17 protein-coding genes and 1 tRNA gene are annotated in these 18498 nt (G+C 70.3%); 10 read left to right on the top strand and 8 right to left on the bottom strand.

Annotated elements, in window-relative coordinates:
• Positions 1-27 precede the first annotated feature (27 nt).
• Genes LH076_RS06175 through LH076_RS06165 form a run of 3 tightly spaced genes read right to left on the bottom strand, consistent with a single transcriptional unit; the run spans position 28 to position 3238 of the window.
• On the bottom strand, positions 28-513 hold the full coding sequence (locus tag LH076_RS06175) for a GNAT family N-acetyltransferase (RefSeq protein WP_227783115.1): 486 nt from the start codon (positions 511-513) through the stop codon (positions 28-30).
• Between the two features lie 8 nt (positions 514-521).
• Positions 522-2783, bottom strand: a complete 2262-nt coding sequence (katG, locus tag LH076_RS06170; protein ID WP_227783114.1) for a catalase/peroxidase HPI — start codon at positions 2781-2783, stop codon at positions 522-524.
• Positions 2784-2806: 23 nt separating this feature from the next.
• The gene (locus LH076_RS06165; protein WP_227783113.1) at positions 2807-3238 is read right to left on the bottom strand and encodes a Fur family transcriptional regulator; all 432 of its coding nucleotides are present in this window, start codon (positions 3236-3238) and stop codon (positions 2807-2809) included.
• A 70-nt stretch (positions 3239-3308) separates the two neighbouring features.
• Here LH076_RS06165 and LH076_RS06160 point away from each other — a divergent pair, with 70 nt between their 5' ends.
• Genes LH076_RS06160 through LH076_RS06150 form a run of 3 tightly spaced genes read left to right on the top strand, consistent with a single transcriptional unit; the run spans position 3309 to position 5427 of the window.
• The gene (locus LH076_RS06160; RefSeq protein ID WP_227783112.1) at positions 3309-3773 is read left to right on the top strand and encodes a pyrimidine dimer DNA glycosylase/endonuclease V; all 465 of its coding nucleotides are present in this window, start codon (positions 3309-3311) and stop codon (positions 3771-3773) included.
• The gene (locus LH076_RS06155) at positions 3770-4759 is read left to right on the top strand and encodes an LLM class F420-dependent oxidoreductase (RefSeq protein ID WP_227783111.1); all 990 of its coding nucleotides are present in this window, start codon (positions 3770-3772) and stop codon (positions 4757-4759) included. The genes LH076_RS06160 and LH076_RS06155 overlap by 4 nt, the downstream gene beginning before the upstream one ends.
• Complete coding sequence (locus tag LH076_RS06150) at positions 4756-5427, top strand: HAD family hydrolase (protein ID WP_227783110.1); 672 nt, start codon at positions 4756-4758, stop codon at positions 5425-5427. Before LH076_RS06155 ends, LH076_RS06150 begins: the two co-directional genes overlap by 4 nt.
• Here LH076_RS06150 and LH076_RS06145 read toward each other — a convergent pair.
• The 4 genes from LH076_RS06145 to LH076_RS06130 form a co-directional block, all read right to left on the bottom strand.
• Positions 5419-5492: transfer RNA gene (locus tag LH076_RS06145), tRNA-Val, on the bottom strand. The two genes, LH076_RS06150 and LH076_RS06145, sit on opposite strands and share 9 nt — an antisense overlap.
• Positions 5493-5655: 163 nt before the next feature.
• Positions 5656-6123: a peroxiredoxin gene (locus tag LH076_RS06140; protein ID WP_227783109.1), complete on the bottom strand. Its 468-nt coding sequence runs from the start codon at positions 6121-6123 to the stop codon at positions 5656-5658.
• Positions 6120-7703 (bottom strand): AMP-binding protein, encoded by a 1584-nt coding sequence (locus LH076_RS06135; RefSeq protein WP_227783108.1) that lies wholly within the window; start codon positions 7701-7703, stop codon positions 6120-6122. The genes LH076_RS06140 and LH076_RS06135 overlap by 4 nt, the downstream gene beginning before the upstream one ends.
• Positions 7700-8110: a DUF3052 domain-containing protein gene (locus tag LH076_RS06130; protein ID WP_227783107.1), complete on the bottom strand. Its 411-nt coding sequence runs from the start codon at positions 8108-8110 to the stop codon at positions 7700-7702. Before LH076_RS06130 ends, LH076_RS06135 begins: the two co-directional genes overlap by 4 nt.
• Before the next feature lie 150 nt (positions 8111-8260).
• On the opposite strand from LH076_RS06130, the gene aceE reads away from it, so the two are divergent.
• Positions 8261-11056, top strand: a complete 2796-nt coding sequence (gene aceE, locus LH076_RS06125) for a pyruvate dehydrogenase (acetyl-transferring), homodimeric type (protein ID WP_227783106.1) — start codon at positions 8261-8263, stop codon at positions 11054-11056.
• A gap of 3 nt (positions 11057-11059) precedes the next feature.
• Here the strand turns inward: aceE and LH076_RS06120 are convergent, their stop codons facing one another.
• Positions 11060-12025: an alpha/beta fold hydrolase gene (locus LH076_RS06120; protein ID WP_227783105.1), complete on the bottom strand. Its 966-nt coding sequence runs from the start codon at positions 12023-12025 to the stop codon at positions 11060-11062.
• Positions 12026-12072: 47 nt separating this feature from the next.
• Between LH076_RS06120 and LH076_RS06115 the strand changes: the two genes are divergently transcribed.
• From LH076_RS06115 to LH076_RS06090, 6 genes are all read left to right on the top strand, one after another.
• Positions 12073-13242, top strand: a complete 1170-nt coding sequence (locus tag LH076_RS06115; protein ID WP_227783104.1) for a PucR family transcriptional regulator — start codon at positions 12073-12075, stop codon at positions 13240-13242.
• 79 nt (positions 13243-13321) lie between these two features.
• Positions 13322-14521, top strand: coding sequence for an acyltransferase domain-containing protein (locus LH076_RS06110; RefSeq protein ID WP_227783103.1), 1200 nt, complete (start codon positions 13322-13324; stop codon positions 14519-14521).
• On the top strand, positions 14518-15513 hold the full coding sequence (locus tag LH076_RS06105) for a beta-ketoacyl-ACP synthase III (protein ID WP_227783102.1): 996 nt from the start codon (positions 14518-14520) through the stop codon (positions 15511-15513). The genes LH076_RS06110 and LH076_RS06105 overlap by 4 nt, the downstream gene beginning before the upstream one ends.
• A 43-nt stretch (positions 15514-15556) precedes the next feature.
• On the top strand, positions 15557-15808 hold the full coding sequence (locus tag LH076_RS06100; RefSeq protein WP_227783101.1) for an acyl carrier protein: 252 nt from the start codon (positions 15557-15559) through the stop codon (positions 15806-15808).
• Positions 15805-17070, top strand: a complete 1266-nt coding sequence (locus tag LH076_RS06095; protein WP_227783100.1) for a beta-ketoacyl-[acyl-carrier-protein] synthase family protein — start codon at positions 15805-15807, stop codon at positions 17068-17070. The genes LH076_RS06100 and LH076_RS06095 overlap by 4 nt, the downstream gene beginning before the upstream one ends.
• Positions 17067-18485, top strand: coding sequence for an acyl-CoA carboxylase subunit beta (locus tag LH076_RS06090; protein ID WP_227783099.1), 1419 nt, complete (start codon positions 17067-17069; stop codon positions 18483-18485). Before LH076_RS06095 ends, LH076_RS06090 begins: the two co-directional genes overlap by 4 nt.
• Positions 18486-18498 lie beyond the last annotated feature (13 nt).

The raw sequence follows: 18498 nt of genomic DNA, 5'->3' as shown, positions 1-18498 counted from the left end.
GTGAGACGCGCGTCACCTCACAGTAGGTCAGCCGAGCCGCTTCTCGTAGAAGTGCGTCGGGTACGGGTTGTCGTTGTACCGCTCGATCCGCGTCCAGCCGGTCTTCTCGTACATCGCGATGGCCTCGGGCAGCGCCTCGTTCGTGTCCAGGCGCGCGGTCGCGAAGCCGAGCTCCGCGCAATTGCGCTCGAGCTCCGCCATCATCCGACGGCCGAGACCGAGCCCGCGTGCGTCGGGGCTCACCCAGACCCGCTTGATCTCGGCGTACGGCGGCGTCTCACCCGAGAACGTGCGCACTCCCCCGCCGGCCAGCAGCTCGCCGTCCCGCACGGCGATCAGCCACACCCCGTCGGGCGGCCGCAGCGTGGCGTCGTCCGCCTCGCTGTGCGGGCCGGGATCGAAGCCGTTCGGGAAGCGGGCGTCGATCTCCGCGTAGTAGCGGTCCATCGCCTCCCGCGCCCGGGGATCTGCCGGATCGACAGCAACGATCTCGGCAGCGGGCACGGGAGGCACGGATCAGCTCACTTGTGCAGGTCGAAGCGGTCGTTCTCCATGACCTTCACCCACGCGGCGACGAAGTCCTTGACGAACTTCTCCTTGGCATCCTCGGAGGCGTAGACCTCGGCGAGGGCGCGCAGGATGGAGTTCGAGCCGAAGATGAGGTCGGCCGGGGTGGCCGTCCACTTCAGTCCGCTGCCGTCGTGGATCTCGTAGACGTTCTCCTCGCTGGCCGAGGCCTTCCACGTCATGCCCGGCGTGAGCAGGTTGGCGAAGAAATCGTTGGTCAGCACGCCCGGCTTGTCGGTGAGGACACCGTGGCTGGTGCCGCCGACGTTGGTGCCCAGCGCCCGCATACCGCCGACGAGGACGGTCATCTCGGGGGCCGTGAGGCCGAGCATGTAGGAGCGCTCCACGAGCAGCGTCTCGACTGGCAGCTTCTCGCCCGGCCGGACGTAGCTGCGGAAGCCGTCGGCGCGCGGCTCGAGGTAGCCGAACGACTCGACGTCGGTCTCCTCCTGGCTGGCGTCGGTGCGGCCCGGGTGGAACGGGACAGCGACGTCGACGCCGGCGTCCTTGGCGGCCTTCTCGACCGCGGCGACGCCGCCGAGGACGATCAGGTCGGCCAGGGAGATCTTCTTCGTGTCGGTGTCGAAGCCGGCCTTGATCTCCTCCAGCTTGGCGATGACCTCACCGGCGCCCGCGTTGACCTCCCAGCTCTTCTGCGGCTCGAGGCGGAGGCGGGCGCCGTTGGCGCCGCCACGCTTGTCGGTGTGGCGGTAGCTCGCGGCGGAGGCCCACGCGGTGGTGGCCAGCTGGGCGACGGTGAGGCCGGAGCCGAGGAGGGTCTCCTTGAGGGATGCGACGTCGGCGTCGTTGACGAGCTCGTGGTCCACGGCCGGCACGGGGTCCTGCCACAGCTGCGGCTCGGGCACCCACGGGCCGAGGTAACGGTCGACCGGTCCCATGTCGCGGTGGAGCAGCTTGTACCAGGCCTTGGCGAAGGCCAGTGCGAATTCGTTGGGGTTCTCGAGGAAGCGCTTGGAGATCTCGCCGTAGATCGGGTCGAACCGCAGCGCGAGGTCGGAGGTCAGCATGGTCGGCTTGCGCTTGGGCGAGTCGGCGGTCGGGCCGGGGATGATGTCCTCGGCGTCCTTGGCGACCCACTGCTTCGCGCCGGCCGGGCTCTCGGTGAGCTCCCACTCGTAGCCGAAGAGGATCTTGAAGAAGTCGTTGCTCCAGCGGGTGGGCGTGGTGGTCCAGGTGACCTCGAGGCCGGACGTGATCGTGTCCGCGCCCTTGCCGGTGCCGAAGCTGTTGTTCCAACCCAGGCCCTGCATCTCGAGCGGGGCGGCCTCGGGCTCCGGGCCGACGGACTCGGCCGGGCCGGCACCGTGGGTCTTGCCGAACGTGTGACCACCGGCGATGAGGGCGACGGTCTCCTCGTCGTTCATCGCCATCCGCTTGAACGTCTCGCGGATGTCGCGGGCCGACGCGAGCGGGTCGGGGTTGCCGTTGGGGCCTTCGGGGTTGACGTAGATGAGACCCATCTGGACTGCGCCGAGCGGGTCGGCGAGCTGGCGGTCGTTCTCCTCGGAGCTGCTGTAGCGCTCGTCGCCGAGCCAGGTGTCCTCCGGACCCCAGAAGATCTCCTCGGGCTCCCAGACGTCCTCACGGCCGAAGCCGAAGCCGAAGGTCTGGAAGCCCATGTCCTCGAGCGCGACGTTGCCGGCGAAGACGAGCAGGTCGGCCCACGAGATCTTCTGGCCGTACTTCTGCTTGACCGGCCAGAGCAGGCGGCGCGCCTTGTCGAGGCTGACGTTGTCCGGCCAGCTGTTGAGCGGCGCGAAGCGCTGTGCGCCCTCGCCACCGCCGCCGCGGCCGTCGTGGACGCGGTAGGTGCCGGCGGAGTGCCAGCTCATCCGGATGAAGAGGCCGCCGTAGTGGCCGAAGTCGGCCGGCCACCAGTCCTTGGAGTCGGTCAGCACCGCGACGACGTCGCGACGGAGGGCCGCCAGGTCGAGCTTCTTGAACTCCTCGGCGTAGTCGAAGTCGGCGCCGAGCGGGTTCGCCTGCGGGCTGTGGGCGTGGAGGACCGAGAGGTCCAGCGAGTTGGGCCACCAGTCCTTCAACGTGTGCGGACGACCGCCGGTCTTGGGCTCCGGCGACGGGATGCCGGGGTTCTCGCTCTCGCTGCCGCCGCTGCCGGCCGCGCTGTCGTGCATGACGGGGCAGCCGCCCTCGGCCTTGCGGTCGATGCCCTGGGGGCTCTCGTTCTCGGACATGTGCTTCCTTCCAGAGGGGTTTTTCAGGAATGGGTGCTGCAGGCGGGGCAGGTGCCCCAGTAGATGACCTCGGCCTCGTCGATCACGAAGCCGTGATCGTTGGAGGCGGTCAGACAGGGGGTGTGGCCGCCACCGACGACGACAGCGCAGTCAACATCGCCGATCGCGCCGCAGGAGCGGCAGACGACGTGGTGGTGGTTGTCACCGACGCGCGACTCGTAACGGGCCACGTGGCCGAGTGGCTGGATCTTCCGGATCAGGCCGGCGTCGGTGAGCGCCCGCAGGACGTCGTACACGGCCTGGTGGGAGACGTCGGGGAGCTCCTCGCGGACCGCCGCGATGACGGTGTCGGTCTCCGCATGCGGATGGGCATGTACGGCGGCCAGGACCGCCACGCGCGGGCGGGTGACACGCAGGTCCACCCCACGCAGCAGCTCCTCACCGTTCGCGACCACGTCCGATACTCAACTCCCTTATCTGGAGTGAGTCAAGAAAACACGCGGGAGCCTGCCCTACGTTGTCCCGGTGAGGATCTGGTCGGTGCACCCCGCCCACCTCGACCGCCAGGCGCTGATCGCCTGCTGGCGCGAGACGCTCCTGGCGCAGGCGGTGCTCGCGGGACGCACGAAGGGTTACACGCGACACCCGCAGCTCCTCCGGTTCCGGGCGGCACCCCACGGCGAGGCACTCATCGGCGCCTATCTCACCGGGCTGGCCGACGAGGCCGATCGGCGTGGCTACCGCTTCGACCGGTCCCGGATCCTCATCCCGAGACCGCCCGAGCCCGTACTCTCCGTCACCGACGGCCAGATCGGCTACGAGTGGGAGCACCTACTCGCCAAGCTGGCGCGTCGCAGCCCTGAGGAGTGGCAGCGGTGGCACGGCACGCTCCCCCGCCCACATCCGCTCTTCCAGGTCGTCCCCGGTCCGATCGCCGACTGGGAGCGTCCTGAATGGCCCTCGGTCCGGCGGGGTACCGGGCCAGCATGACGAAGTTCGGATACACCCTCATGACCGAACAGTCGGGCCCGCGAGAGCTGGTGCGTTACGCCGTCGCCGCCGAGGAGGCGGGCTTCGACTTCGAGGTCTCCAGCGACCACTACTCCCCGTGGCTCACCGAGCAGGGCCACGCGCCCTACGCATGGACGGTGCTCGGGGCCGTCGCACAGGCGACCGAGCGCGTCGGGCTGATGACCTACGTGACCTGCCCGACGATCCGCTACCACCCTGCCGTCGTGGCGCAGAAGTCTGCGACGCTCCAGATCCTCGCCGAGGGCCGCTTCACCCTCGGACTGGGCAGCGGCGAGAGCCTGAACGAGCATGTCGTCGGCGAGGGCTGGCCTGCCATCCAGGACCGGCAGGAGATGCTGCGGGAGGCCGTGGACATCATCCGCTCGCTGCACACCGGTGAGCTGGTCGACTACCGCGGCGAGTACTTCCAGGTCGACTCCGCGCGCGTCTGGGATCTGCCCGACGAGGGCGTCGAGATCGGCCTCGCCGTCGCCGGCAACCGAGCCGTCGAGCAGTTCGCACCCCTCGGTGACCACCTCATCGGGGTCGAGCCCGACGCCGACCTCATCTCCGGGTGGAACAAGGTCGAGGGCGCCAAACAGGTCGGCAGCGAAGCCCGCGCGATCGGCCAGATCCCGATCTGCTGGGGTCCCGACAAGGAGGCAGCGGTCGCGAAGGCGCACGAGCAGTTCCGGTGGTTCGGTGGCGGCTGGGCGGTCAACGCCGACCTGCCCACGCCGGCCGGCTTCGCAGGAGCGACCCAATTCGTACGAGCGGAGGACGTCGCGGGCTCGATCCCGTGCGGACCGGATCTGGACGCGATCGTGGAGTCGGTGTCGGCGTACTGGAAGGCCGGGTTCACCGACATCGCCCTCGTGCAGATCGGTGACGAGGATCAGGACCGGTTCCTCGCCGAGGCCGCCGGCCCGCTGCTGGAGAAGCTCCGCGCGGCGGCCCCCGCATGACCGAAGCAAAGGGTGCCGTCCTCTTCGACGTCGACGGCACCCTCGTCGACTCGACGTACCACCACGCCGTTGCCTGGCACCGCGCCTTCACCCGCATCATCGAGGCTCCGCCGATGTGGCGGCTGCACCGCAGCATCGGGATGGGCGGCGACCGTCTCGTGGGTGAGGTGGCCGGCGAGGAGACCGAGACCCAGTACGGCGACGATCTCCGTGCCGCGTGGCGCGAGGAGTACACGCAGCTCCGCAAGGAGGTCCAGCCCCTGCGGGGTGCCGCGGACCTGGTCCGCGCTGTCCGCTCCCAAGGACTGAGGGTGGCGCTGGCCTCCTCCGGTGATCCCCAGTTCTCCCAGGAGGCTGTCGACCTGCTCGGCATCGGCGACGACATCGAGCTCCTGCTCACCAGCGACGACGTCGACAGCTCGAAGCCCGCGCCGGACCTGATCCAGGAGACCCTGAGCCGTCTCGACGGTGTCGACGCCGCGGTCTTCGTCGGCGACACCGTCTACGACGTGGAAGCTGCCGCGCGTGCCGGCCTGGGCTGCCTGACCCTCCGCTCCGGCGGCTTCAGCACCGCCGAGCTCCTCGACGCCGGCGCCCGCCGCGTCGACGACCTCCCGGCAGACCTGATCGACCTGGACTGGAGCAACGAGCTCACGCGGTGGGCGTAGAGGGACTCGAACCCCCGACATCTGCCTTGTAAGGGCAGCGCTCTAACCAACTGAGCTATACGCCCCGGAACGGCGGCGGACAGCCTAGCCGAAATTGAATGTTCCCCTGGAGTCTCGGGTCTCCAGGGGAACGAGTAGAACAGTAGAAGTCCGGACCTCGGTTCGTGCGAGAACCGCGAAAATTGCCCGTTCCGGTCCAGACCATCGGGCCGTTCGACCCACCCGGGCCTACTCGGCGGCGAGCTGCAGCTGGCGCAGGTGCTCGTCGAGATCGCGGCCGTCGGGGTTGGCGTTGTGCACCGACCACCGCACCGTGCCGGCCTTGTCGATGACGTACGACGACCGGCGGGCCATCCCCTTGCGCTCGTCGAACACGTCGTAGGCCTGAGCCACCTCCCCGTGCGGCCAGAAGTCGCTCAACAGAGGGAAGTTCAGCCCGTCGGAGTCGGCGAAGGCGCGCAGCGCGTAGACCGGGTCGGTCGAGACCGCGAGCACCTCGGTGTCGAAGCTCATGAACTCGTCGAGCCGGTCACGCAGGCCCGCCATCTCACCGGTGCAGACGCCGGAGAAGGCCGCCGGATAGAAGAGCACCGCGACCGCCTTGGTGCCGGCGTACGACGACAGCGTCACGTCCTGACCGAACTGGTCCCGCAACGTGAAGTCGGGAGCCGGTCCGCCGAGTGCAATGCCAGTCACGGGGTCCAGTCTCGCAGCTCGCGCTTGAGCACCTTGCCGGTGGCATTGCGCGGCAGCTCCTCGAGCACGTGGATCTCGCGCGGGATCTTGTAACGGGCGAGGTTGGCGCGGACCCAGTCCTTCAGCTCGTCCTCCTCGACCGGCGAGGTGACGACCACGAAGGCGCGCAGCCGCTGGCCGAAGTGCTCGTCGTCGACGCCGATGGCCGCAGCGTCCGTGACCGCGGGGTGGCGCGTGAGGCAGTCCTCGACCTCCTTGGGGAAGACGTTCTCCCCACCGGAGACGATCATCTCGTCGTCACGTCCCTCGACGTAGAGGCGTCCGTCGGAGTCGAAGCGACCGATGTCGCCGGTGGACATGAGTCCGTCCACGATCTCCTTGTGGCCGCCGCCGGTGTAGCCCTCGAAGAGGAAGCCGTTGGCGACGAAGATCCGGCCCGACTCCCCCGTCGGCAGCTCCTCGCCCACGGGCGACAGGATGCGGACGGTCGTGCCCCACGGCGGCTTGCCGGCCGAGGTCGGCGCGGTGCGCAGGTCCTCCGGTGTCGCGATCGAGGCGTAGGCGACCTCGGTCGAGCCGTAGACGTTGTAGAGGTTGTCGCCGCATGCGTCCATCCATGCGAGTGCCAGGTCGCCGGGCAGGGCCGAGCCGGACGAAGCCACGACCCGCAGCCACGACAGGTTGTACTTCCGCCGGGTCTCCTCGGGCAGCGCGAGGATGCGCTGGAGCATCACCGGGATCACCACGAAACCCTGACAGCGGTGGGAGGACAGTGCGACCAGCGCGTCCTCCGGCTCGAACCTCCTGCGCAGCACGAGCGTCGTGCCCAGCAGCATGGCCAACAGCAGGTGGGCCAGGCCCCAGGTGTGGAACATCGGCGCGGCGACGTACGTGCGCCACCCGGCGTGGAAGGGCATCCGCGAGAGCAGGGAGATCGCGGCGTCGAAGCCGGCCTCGTTGCGGGGCGCGCCCTTCGGCGTGCCGGTGGTACCGGAGGTCAGGATGATGATCCGCCCGTGCCGCCCCGGAGCCCGTACGTCGTCACCCGACGTTGCGGCGATGAGGGACTCGACCGTGTCGGCCTCGACGGCCGTGTCCGTCCACGCGACGACCCGGCGCTCGACGTCCGCGTCGGCCAACAGGCCGGTGAACTCCTCGTCGTGGATGACGACGCTCGGCTTCTCGCGACCGAGCACCTCGACGAGCTGCGGGCCGGCGAAGGCCGTGTTGAGCAGGAGCACGTCGGCGCCGAGCTTGCCGGCGGCGATCATGGCGTCGAGGAACCCGCGGTGGTTGCGGCACATGATCGCGACGCCGTCGCCCTCCTTCACGCCACGCTCGGCCAACGCCCGGGCGAGCGCGTTGGAGCGACGGTGGAGCTCGGACCACGTCAGTGACCCGAGCTCGTCGATCACGCCGACCTTGCCCGGGTGGCGGACCGCCAGCGTCGCGAAGCCACCGGCGGGGCCGGTGCCCCAGTCGTGCAGGACCTTGAGCAGCTTGGCGACGGCGACCGGCGAATAGGGTCGGACGATCCCCGAGCCGGCGATGACGCGCAGCGGGGTGACGAGGTCCTTCATGAAGACTTGGGTGTGACCAGGCGCGTCGCGGCCCAGTCCTTGCTCACCGTGGCCGAGGAGGTCTGTGCCAGACCGGCCAGGGGCGCGGCCTCGGCGATGTCGGCGGCGTCGACGGCGCCGGGGCGCCCGACCTTCGGCGTCATCAACCAGATGGCGCCGCCACCAATGAGGTCGGTGAGGGAGTCCACGAGACCGTCGACGAGATCGCCGTCGTCCTCGCGCCACCACAGCAGCACGGCGTCGACGTCGTTGCCGTAGTCGCCGTCGACGAGGTCGCCGTCGATGACGTCTTCGATGGAGCTGCGCAGCTCGTCGTCGGTGTCGTCATCCCAGCCCAGCTCCTGGACCACCATGCCTGACTTGAAGCCGAGGCGGTCTGCTGGCCTGGCGGCCGCGGTCGAGCCCACGTTGATCTACTCCCCTTTGATTCTGTGACTGTTGGGAGGACAGTCCACCGTGGATCGCACCTCGGGCGCAAGGCCCGGGCGTTTCCGCAAGTCAGAACCCGGGTGTGGCTACTGGTGGGTAAGTTTTTCGTGGGACCAGACAGTGACACCATGCAGGTTGTGACCGAATCCACCACTCCGGCGCAGCCGACGCCCACCGTCATCCACGAGGGGCTCCCCACCCAGCTTCCGGACATCGACCCCGATGAGACCCGGGACTGGCTCGCCTCGTTCGACTCCATGGTCGACGCCCGCGGTCGTGACCGCGCCCGCTACGTCATGCTCCGCCTGCTCGAGCGCTCCCGTGAGCGCGCGATCGGGGTGCCAGCACTGCGCAGCACGGATTTCATCAACACCATCCCGCCGGAGCGTGAGCCCTGGTTCCCCGGCGACGAGGACACCGAGCGCCGGATCCGGTCCTACATCCGCTGGAACGCGGCGATGCTCGTCTCCAGCGCGAACAGCAAGGGTCTCGAGGTGGGCGGCCACATCGCCACCTACCAGTCGTCGGCGTCGCTCTACGAGGTCGGCTTCAACCACTTCTTCCGCGGCAAGGACGCTCCGGGCGGCGGTGACCAGGTCTTCATCCAGGGTCACGCCTCCCCCGGCATCTACGCGCGTGCGTTCCTCGAGGGCCGGCTCTCCGAGGAGCTGCTCTACCGCTTCCGCCAGGAGGTCCAGCACGGCGTCGGACAGGGGTTGTCGTCGTACCCGCACCCGCGGCTGATGCCGGACTTCTGGGAGTTCCCGACGGTGTCGATGGGCCTGACCGGGATCAACTCGATCTACCAGGCGCGGTTCAACAAGTACCTGCAGAACCGGGGCATCAAGGACACCGGCGACCAGCGCGTGTGGGCCTTCCTCGGCGACGGCGAGATGGCCGAGCCCGAGTCGATGGGCGCGCTGCGCATCGCCGCCCGCGAGGAGCTCGACAACCTGACCTGGGTGATCAACTGCAACCTGCAGCAGCTCGACGGCCCGGTCACGGGCAACGGCAAGATCATCCAGGAGCTCGAGGCCAACTTCCGTGGCGCCGGCTGGAACGTCATCAAGGTCGTCTGGGGCCGCGAGTGGGACGACCTGCTCGCCCGCGACGTCGACGGCGTGCTCGTCAACAAGATGAACACCACCCCCGACGGTGCCTTCCAGACCTACTCGGTCGAGGACGGCGCCTACAACCGCGAGCACTTCTTCGGTCCCGACCCGCGCCTGCGCAAGATGGTCGAGCACCTCACCGACCGCGACATCGAGAAGCTGCCGCGCGGCGGGCACGACTACCGCAAGGTGTACGCCGCGTTCGACTCGGCCACGAAGCACGCCGGGCAGCCGACCGTCATCCTCGCCCACACGGTGAAGGGGTGGACGATCGACTCCCTGATGGGCAAGAACGCCACCCACCAGATGAAGAAGCTCACCGTCGAGGACGCCAAGAAGTTCCGCGACCGGCTCGACATCCCCGTCACCGACCAGGTGATCGAGGAGAAGTACGCCGCGACCGGCAAGTTCCCGCTCTTCCACCCCGGCGCGAACGCCCCCGAGATCGAATACATGATGGAGCGTCGCCGCTCGCTCGGCGGCTCGCTGCCCAACCGGATCAACCGCTCGGCTGCGCTGGAGCTGCCCGGCGACAAGGCGTACGCCGACCTGAAGAAGGGCGCCAACGGCAAGGTCGCCACGACCATGGCCACCGTCCGTCTGCTCAAGGACTGGATGCGCGACCCCAACATCGGCAAGCGTATCGTCCCGATCGCGCCCGACGAGTACCGCACGTTCGGCATGGACGCGATGTTCCCGAGCGCCAAGATCTACGACCCGGCGGGTCAGCAGTTCGAGGGCGTCGACCGCAACATGCTGCTCCAGTACAAGATGTCGACCGCCGGGCAGATGCTGCACGAGGGCATCTCCGAGGCCGGCGCCATGGCGTCGGCGATCGCGGCCGGGTCGTCGTACGCGACGCACGGCGAGCCGATGATCCCGTTCTACATCTTCTACTCGATGTTCGGCTTCCAGCGCACCGGTGACTCGATCTGGGCGATGGCCGACCAGATGGCGCGCGGCTTCCTGATCGGCGCCACCGCGGGCCGCACCACCCTGACCGGTGAGGGCCTGCAGCACGCCGACGGCCACAGCCCGCTGATCGCGGCCACCAACCCGGCGGTCGTGCACTACGACCCCGCGTTCGCCTACGAGGTCGGGCACATCATGCGCTCCGGCCTGGAGCGGATGTACGGCGACGGCGGCCGTGACGGCAAGGGCGAGGACGTCATCTTCTACCTCACCGTCTACAACGAGCCGGTCCCCCAGCCGGCGGAGCCCGAGGGTGTCGACACCGAGGGCATCCTCAAGGGCATCCACCGCGTGAGCCAGGCCGAGGGCGACGGGCCGACCGTCCGCCTCCTGGGCTCGGGCGTGGGCTTCCCGTGGGTCGCCGACGCGGCCCGGATCCTGCGTGAGGACTGGGGTGTGGCTGCCGAGACCTGGTCGGTCACCTCGTGGAACGAGCTCGCCCGCGACGCCATCGCGGCCGAGTCGTGGAACCTCAACCACCCCGGTGAGAGTGCCCGGACGGCGTACATCAGTGACAAGCTGGCCGGTCCTGAGGGCGGCGACGCCGCTCCTGTCATCGCCGTCTCCGACTACATGCGGGCCGTCCCGCTGCAGATCGCGCGCTGGGTGCCGGCCGACTACCGCGTGCTCGGTGCCGACGGCTTCGGCTTCGCCGACACCCGTCCGGCCGCTCGCCGGTTCTTCCAGATCGACGCCCACTCGGTCGTCGTGCAGGCGCTGCAGGCCCTCGCCGACGCCGGGAAGATCGACCGCGGTGTCGTGGAGAAGGCCTTCAGCACCTACCGCATCGACGACCCGACCACGATGGAGGGCGTCAAGCAGGAGGGCGGCGACGCGTAAGCGTCACGCCAGGTCTGCGGTGGCTTTGATGGTCTCGTCGCTGACCGAGCTGAGTGGTGCCGGCCTGCCCGTCTTGAGCAGCCGGCGCCACTTCGCCCGCGAGTACACGGCAGGCGAGGTGGTCGTCATGAAGTCGTCCACGAGCGCCACGAACTGCGCGGGGTGGTCCTTGTGCGGGAAGTGACCGGCGTCCGGGATGACGACGACGCGGGCGGCAGGCGCGAGCTCCGCGACGACGTCGGCGTGCTTGGCGGGGATGACCATGTCGTCCTCGCCCCACAGGACGCAGAGCGGCATCTCCTCGGTGAGGTAGGCGCGGTCGCGGATCGAGACGATCTGCCCGCGCCAGTCGATCGCGTTGGTGACGAGCTGGTGCACGGCGCGCCGCTTGCCGGGCTCCTTGAAGGACTCCATGATCTCGGCCACCTCGGCGAGGTCGCGGGTGTGAGGGGTCGGCACGAGCGCGTGCAGTGCGCGCATCATGCCGATGTTGAGGTGCAGGACGCCCGGCATCGTGAGGAACCGCAGCACGGCGTCGTACCCCGGCAGGGCGAGGGCGCGGATGAACGGCGTCACCTCACGGCCCAAGCCACCGGCGTCGACCAGGAAGATCCGCTCGGTGCGCTCGGGGAACTGGTAGCCGAACTGCATCGCGACACCGCCACCGAAGCTGTGGCCGATCACGGTCACCTTGTCGATGCCGAGCACCGTGAGCAGGTCCCGCATGCCGTTGGCGTAGCCACCGACGGAGTAGTCACCGCGCGGCTTGTCCGACTCGCCGTGGCCGAGCAGGTCCGGCGCGATCACCGTGTAGCGCTCGGCGAGGTCGTCCCAGACGGAGTCCCACGTGTGCCGGTCGCACGCCAGGCCGTGCAGGAGCAGCAGCACGGGCGCCTCTCCCACCGGCGGACCACCGATCGCGTAGGCACGGCGATGACCGTGGATCGTCACGAACTGTGTCTGCACCATGGTGATGGATTCAACCACCCGTTCACCAGCCCGTCAGGAGAAACCGCATGAGCCGTCGTCCCGCCCCCGCCGGCTCGGCCGTCCTGAGGCGCTCCACAGGGCGGCTCGCCACCGCCGCCACTGCGCGGATGGAGTCCGACCTCACGTGGTTCCGGGACCTCTCCGCCCAGGACCGCTCGTGGGTCGGCCTGATCGTCCAGGCGGGCATCCAGAGCTTCACCGAGTGGTACGCCGCCGGACAGGTCGAGCGCGTGGACGGAGCCTCCTTGGCGGCCAGCGTCTTCGGTGCTGCTCCCCGCGCCCTGACGGGTGTGATCACGCTGCAGCAGACCGTCGACCTCGTGCGCCTCTCGATCGACGTCATCGAGGCCAACCTCGACACGCTCCTGTCCGCCGAGGACCTGCCGATCGTCCATGAGGCCGTCGGGCGATACGCCCGCGAGGTCGCCTTCGCGACGGCCGAGGTCTATGCCCGTGCCGCCGAGCAGCGTGGCGCCTGGGACGCCCGCCTCGAGGCGCTCGTCGTCGACGCGGTCCTGCGCGGCGAGACCGATGAGGCCGTCCTCTCCCGCGCTGGTGCCCTGGGCTGGGCCGGGGCCGGTGCGCTCTCGGTCGTCGTGGGCAACGCACCGGAGGGCGGCACCGACCTCTTCGACGAGGTCCGGCGCCTCGTCCGCACAGCGGGCCTCGATGCGCTCTGCGCCCTCCACGGCGACCTGCTCGTCGTGCTGCTGGGCGGGGCGGACAAGCCGATCGAGGCGGCCTCGCTCCTCGACGGGCTCTACGCGCCCGGGCCTGTGGTGGCGGGGCCGATCGTGAGCTCGTTCGCCGAGGCGACCATCTCGGCCTCGGCCGCCTTGGCGGGCCACCGCGCCAGCGCGGGGTGGCCCGATGCGCCTCGGCCGGTCCTGGCCGACGACCTCCTCCCCGAGCGCGTGCTGGCCGGAGACGCCACCGCGGCCGACCAGCTGGTCTCCCAGATCTACCTCGCGCTCGACAACCCGGCGCTCGTCGAGACCCTCGCCGCCTATCTCGATGCGGGCGGTTCGCTCGAGGCCACGGCGCGGGCGCTCTTCGTGCATGCCAACACGGTCCGTTACCGGCTCCGTCAGGTCGCCGACGCCACCGGCCTCGCCCCGACCGACGCCCGCGATGCCTGGACCCTGCGGATCGCCCTGACGCTGGGCCGGCAGCGCGCGCTGACGCGGCCGTTGTAGGAAGCCTCCAAAGTCGTCTCGCGATGTTGGTGAACGCCGCGCAGAGGTGACTGGCGAGTAGCCCGTCAGGGTGGAACACGTGCTCGTCGTCGTCGCTCCCGGACAGGGATCCCAGACCCCCGGACTCCTCACGCCCTGGCTCGAGGACCCGGCTTTCGCCGCCCGCCTCGACTGGCTCAGCGCCGTGGCCGGTCTCGATCTCGCGCACTACGGGACCGAGGCCGATGAGGAGACCATCCGCGACACCGCCGTGGCACAGCCGCTGCTCGTCGCGACCGGCCTCCTGGCCGCCCTCCAGCTCTTCCCGCACCCCGCCGACGCGTTCGGACGGGTCGGCGCGGTGGCCGGGCACAGCGTCGGGGAGCTCACCGCCGCGGCAGGCGCCCGCGTGATCACGGCCGAGCAGGCGATGGTCCTGGTCCGCGAGCGGGGTGCCGCCATGGCGTCGGCCGCCTCGGCGACCGCGACCGGGATGACCGCCGTGCTGGGTGGGGAGCGTGGCGACGTACTGGCGACGCTGGCACGGCACGACCTCGTCCCCGCCAACGACAACGGCCCGGGGCAGATCGTCGCCGCCGGCACGCTGGACCAGCTCGCCGACCTCGCGAACGACCCGCCGGCCAAGGCGCGGCTCGCGCCGCTCAAGGTCGCCGGCGCCTTCCACACCATGCACATGGCGCCTGCCGTCGGCCGCCTCGACCACCTCGCGAAGTCGGTGTCCACACACGACCCGCGCACCCGCGTCATCTCCAACCGTGACGGCCAGGTCGTCCACTCCGGCACCGAGGTGCTGCGCCGGATCGTCGGGCAGATCTCGCAGCCGGTCCGCTGGGACCTCTGCATGGAGGCGATGGCCGACCTCGGCGTCACCGGGCTCCTCGAGATCCCGCCGGCCGGCACCCTGACCGGCATCGCCAAGCGGTTCTTCGGGAAGGACGTCGAGACCTTCGCCCTCAAGACTCCCGACCAGCTCGACGCGGCACGGGAGTTCTGCGACCGCCACGGTGAGCCGTCCCCGTTCGAGCTCAGCCCCACCTGGCGGATGGTCGTCGCGCCGTCGAAGGGCATGTTCGAGCTGAGCTCCGACGCACGCGATGCCGAGACCCTCAGCGCCGGTGCCCCCATCGGCGACGTGGTCGGCACGCGCGACCGGATCTCGGTGACCGCCGCCCACGGAGGCGACGTGGTCGAGTGGCTCGTGGAGGACGGCGACCTGGTCTCCCCGGGTCAGCCCCTCGTCCGCCTCCACCCCGCTGCTGCCCCGGCGGCCGCCCGATGACCGCCCTGCGCCCCAGCACCGGCGCGGCGCACAGCCGCATCCTCGGGTACGGCGGCTACCGACCGTCCCGCGTCGTGCCCAACAGCGAGCTGGTCGAGGCGATCGACTCCAGCGACGAGTGGATCCGGACCCGCACCGGCATCACCGAACGGCGCTGGGCCACCCCCGAGGAGACCGTCCAGCTGATGGCGACCTCGGCCGCCCGCGACGCCCTCGCCGATGCCGGCATCGACCCGCGCCAGATCGACTGCGTCATCGTCGCGACCGTCAGCCACATGCTCCAGACGCCCTCACTGGCTGCGGCCGTCGCCCACGAGCTCGGCGCCGAACAGCCGGCGGCCTTCGACATCTCCGCCGCATGCGCCGGCTTCTGCCACGGCATCGCGCTCGCCTCGGACCTCGTCCGCGGCGGGAGCGCCCGGCACGTGCTGGTCATCGGCGTCGAGCGGCTCTCCGAGCTCACGGACCAGACCGATCGCGGGACGGCCTTCATCTTCGCCGACGGTGCCGGCGCCGCCGTCGTCGGACCGAGCGACGAGCCCGGCATCGGGCCGGTCGTCTGGGGCTCCGACGGTGAGCGCTCCGACCTGATCACCCAGCGGGAGGGCTGGCCGGAAGCCCTTGCCACCGGGTCGTTCCCTCACCTGACCATGCAGGGCAACCCCGTCTTCCGCTGGGCCTCGTTCGCCATGGCGAAGAGTGCCCTCGAGGCACTCGACCGTGCCGGCCTCAGCGTCGACGACCTCGACTGCTTCGTCCCGCACCAGGCCAACCTGCGCATCATCGACGCGATGGCCAAGGCGATGAAGCTGCCCGACCACGTCCGGATCGCCCGCGACATCACCGACATGGGCAACACCTCGGCCGCCTCGATCCCCCTGGCCCTGGAGAGGATGAGACGTGAGGGTGACGCCCGCAGTGGTGACACCGCGCTCCTCATCGCCTTCGGCGCCGGCCTGACCTGGGCCGCACAGGTCGTCGTACTCCCCTGACCCTCCCCACGATCAGCACCACCCAACAAGAAGAGGAATCACCATGAGCAGCACTGAAGAGATCCGCGCCGCCCTCGCCGACATCGTCAACGAGGTCGTCGGCACCGACGCCGACGAGGTCCAGCTCGACAAGTCCTTCACCGACGACCTGGACGTCGACTCCCTGTCGATGGTCGAGATCGTCGTCGCCGCCGAGGAGAAGTTCGGCGTCTCGATCCCCGACGCCGAGTTCAAGAACCTCACCACGGTCGGCGACGCCGTCTCCTTCATCGAGAAGGCGGGCGCCACGGTATGAGCCGCGTCCGAGTCGTCGTCACCGGGTTGGGCACCACCAACCCGGTCGGAGGGGACGTCCCGTCCACGTGGGAGGCGCTGATCGCCGGCCGCTCCGGCGTACGCCCCCTCACTGCGCCCTGGGCCGAGGCCCTCCCCGTCCGGATCGCCGGACAGGTCGCCGTCGAGCCCTCCGAGGTGCTCGACCGGGTGCAGGCACGACGGCTCGACCGCTCCACCCAGTTCGCCGTCATCGCCGCCGCCGAGGCCTGGGCCGACGCCGGCTTCGTCGGTACGACGACCGAGGCCGGTCTGGACGCCGAGCGTGTCGGCGTCGCCCTGGCCTCGGGCATCGGCGGCGTGACCACCCTGCTCGACAACTACGACACGATGTTGGAGAAGGGCCCCCGCCGGGTCTCACCCCTCTCCGTGCCGATGCTGATGGGCAACGCGCCGGCGGCGAACGTCAGCCTGCAGCTCGTCGCACGGGCCTCGGTCCACGCGCCGGTCTCGGCCTGCGCCTCGGGCAATGAGGCGATCGCCGTCGCCGCCGACCAGATCCGTCTGGGCCGCGCCGACGTCATGGTCGCCGGCGGCACCGAGGCCGCCGTCCACGCGCTGCCGATCGCGGCGTTCGCCAACATGATGGCGCTCTCCAAGACCGGCACCGCCGATGAGACCGACCCCACCGCGGTCTCGCGACCGTGGGACGTGAAGCGGGACGGTTTCGTGCTCGGTGAGGGTGCCGGCGTACTCGTCCTCGAGCGGCTCGAGCACGCCGTCGCCCGCGGCGCGCGGATCTACGCCGAGCTGCTGGGTGCAGGCCTCTCGGCCGACGCCCATGACATCGCCCAGCCCGACCCGGCCGGTCGCGGAGGATCCCGGGCGATCCGCCTGGCCCTCGCCGACGGCGACATCGATCCCGCCGACATCGCGCACGTCAACGCCCACGCGACGTCGACCCCGCAGGGTGACATCGCCGAGGGCCTGATGCTGCACGCGACCCTCGGATCACACGTCGACCGCGTCGTCGTGACGAGCACCAAGTCGATGACGGGCCACCTGCTCGGCGGCGCCGGAGCACTCGAGGCCGTCGCGACGGTGCTCGCGCTCCACCACCGCCTCGCCCCGCCGACGATCAACCTCGACCAGCAGGACCCGGCCGTCGAGCTCGACATCGCCACCAAGCCGCGTGACCTGCCGCTCGGCGACATCGCGGCGCTCAACAACTCCTTCGGCTTCGGCGGCTCCAACGTGGCGGTCGCCTTCGGGAGCCACTCGTGACGGCCGTCCTGCCCGCGGACACGCGGCTCGACCCCCGTCACCCGCTGGTCCGCCTGACCGCCCTGGTCGATGAGGGCTCGCTCGAGCTGCTCTCCGAGCCGGACGACTCGGGCATGCTCGCGGCGATCGGCACGATCGACGGCGTCCGCGTGGTGGCGTTCTGCTCCGACCCGACGGTCATGGGCGGCGCGATGGGCGACGTCGGCTGCCGGGTCGTCGTCGACGCCTACCACCGTGCGATGACCGAGGGCATCCCGATCATCGGTCTCTGGCACTCCGGCGGTGCCAGGCTCGCCGAGGGTGTCCTCTCGCTCCACGCCGTGGGCCGGATCTTCCGCGTCATGACGCAGGCCTCGGGCGTGATCCCGCAGATCTCCGTGGTGCTCGGCCCGGCCGCCGGAGGTGCGGCCTACGGCCCCGCCCTGACGGACGTCGTGATCCTCGGCCCCGAGGGCCGCATCTTCGTCACCGGCCCCGACGTCGTCCGTTCGGTCACCGGTGAGGACGTGGACATGCTCCGCCTCGGCGGCCCCGAGCCGCACGGCCGGCGCTCGGGCGTGGTGCACCTCGTCGCCGAGACTGAGGCGGACGCGCTCCTGCGCGCCCGCGAGGTCACCGGACTCCTCGCCGACCAGCGCAGCCTCTCGGTCCCCGCGGTGAACGACGTCGACCTCGCCCACCTCCTCCCCGAGAACCCCAAGCGTGCCTACGACGTCCATCCGCTCGTCGACGGGCTGCTCGATCCGGACACGACTGTCGAGCTCCACGCCCGCTGGGCGCCCAACATGGTCACCGCCCTCGGCCGGCTCGGCGGACGGACGGTCGGCGTGATCGCCAACAACCCGCTGCGCCTGGGTGGCTGCCTCGACTCGCTCTCGGCCGAGAAGTCCGCCCGATTCGTCCGGATGTGTGACGCCTTCGGCGTCCCGCTCGTAGTCGTCGTGGACGTCCCCGGCTACCTGCCGGGCGTCGGCCAGGAATGGGACGGCGTGGTCCGCCGCGGTGCGAAGCTGCTGCACGCCTTCGCCGAGGCCACCGTCCCCCGCGTCACCCTGGTGACCCGGAAGACGTACGGCGGCGCCTACCTCGCCATGAACGCAGCCTCACTCGGAGCGACCCGCGTGTTCGCGTGGCCCTCGGCCGAAGTCGCCGTGATGGGTGCCGTGGCGGCGGTCCGGATCATCCACCGCCGCAAGCTGGCGGAGGTTCCGGCCGACCAGCGCGCCGACGTCGAAGCGGCACTCGCCGAGGAACACGCCCGCATCGCGGGCGGCGTCGACCGTGCCGTGGAGCTCGGCGTCGTCGACGAGATCGTCGAGCCTGCGCACACCCGATCGGTCATCGCGTCAGCGCTCGCCGAGGCCGTCCAGCGCGACGGCGTACACCGCGGGCGACACGGCAACATCCCACTCTGACCGTAACCGCACC

Origin of the sequence: Nocardioides sp. Kera G14, assembly GCF_020715565.1 — a bacterium.
GTDB lineage: Bacteria > Actinomycetota > Actinomycetes > Propionibacteriales > Nocardioidaceae > Nocardioides.
Note: the sequence above shows the minus strand (reverse complement) of the source record. Positions and strands in the feature narration are given on the sequence as shown.

What these genes read in the sequence shown, in the direction of transcription:
- LH076_RS06115 (WP_227783104.1), top strand. Translation starts at nt 12,073, where the DNA reads ATGAGCCGTCGTCCCGCCCCCGCCGGCTCGGCCGTCCTGAGGCGCTCC.
- LH076_RS06150 (WP_227783110.1), top strand. Translation starts at nt 4,756, where the DNA reads ATGACCGAAGCAAAGGGTGCCGTCCTCTTCGACGTCGACGGCACCCTC.
- LH076_RS06100 (WP_227783101.1), top strand. Translation starts at nt 15,557, where the DNA reads ATGAGCAGCACTGAAGAGATCCGCGCCGCCCTCGCCGACATCGTCAAC.
- katG (WP_227783114.1), bottom strand. Translation starts at nt 2,783, where the DNA reads ATGTCCGAGAACGAGAGCCCCCAGGGCATCGACCGCAAGGCCGAGGGC.
- LH076_RS06135 (WP_227783108.1), bottom strand. Translation starts at nt 7,703, where the DNA reads ATGAAGGACCTCGTCACCCCGCTGCGCGTCATCGCCGGCTCGGGGATC.
- LH076_RS06095 (WP_227783100.1), top strand. Translation starts at nt 15,805, where the DNA reads ATGAGCCGCGTCCGAGTCGTCGTCACCGGGTTGGGCACCACCAACCCG.
- LH076_RS06105 (WP_227783102.1), top strand. Translation starts at nt 14,518, where the DNA reads ATGACCGCCCTGCGCCCCAGCACCGGCGCGGCGCACAGCCGCATCCTC.
- LH076_RS06120 (WP_227783105.1), bottom strand. Translation starts at nt 12,025, where the DNA reads ATGGTGCAGACACAGTTCGTGACGATCCACGGTCATCGCCGTGCCTAC.
- LH076_RS06155 (WP_227783111.1), top strand. Translation starts at nt 3,770, where the DNA reads ATGACGAAGTTCGGATACACCCTCATGACCGAACAGTCGGGCCCGCGA.
- aceE (WP_227783106.1), top strand. Translation starts at nt 8,261, where the DNA reads ATGCAGGTTGTGACCGAATCCACCACTCCGGCGCAGCCGACGCCCACC.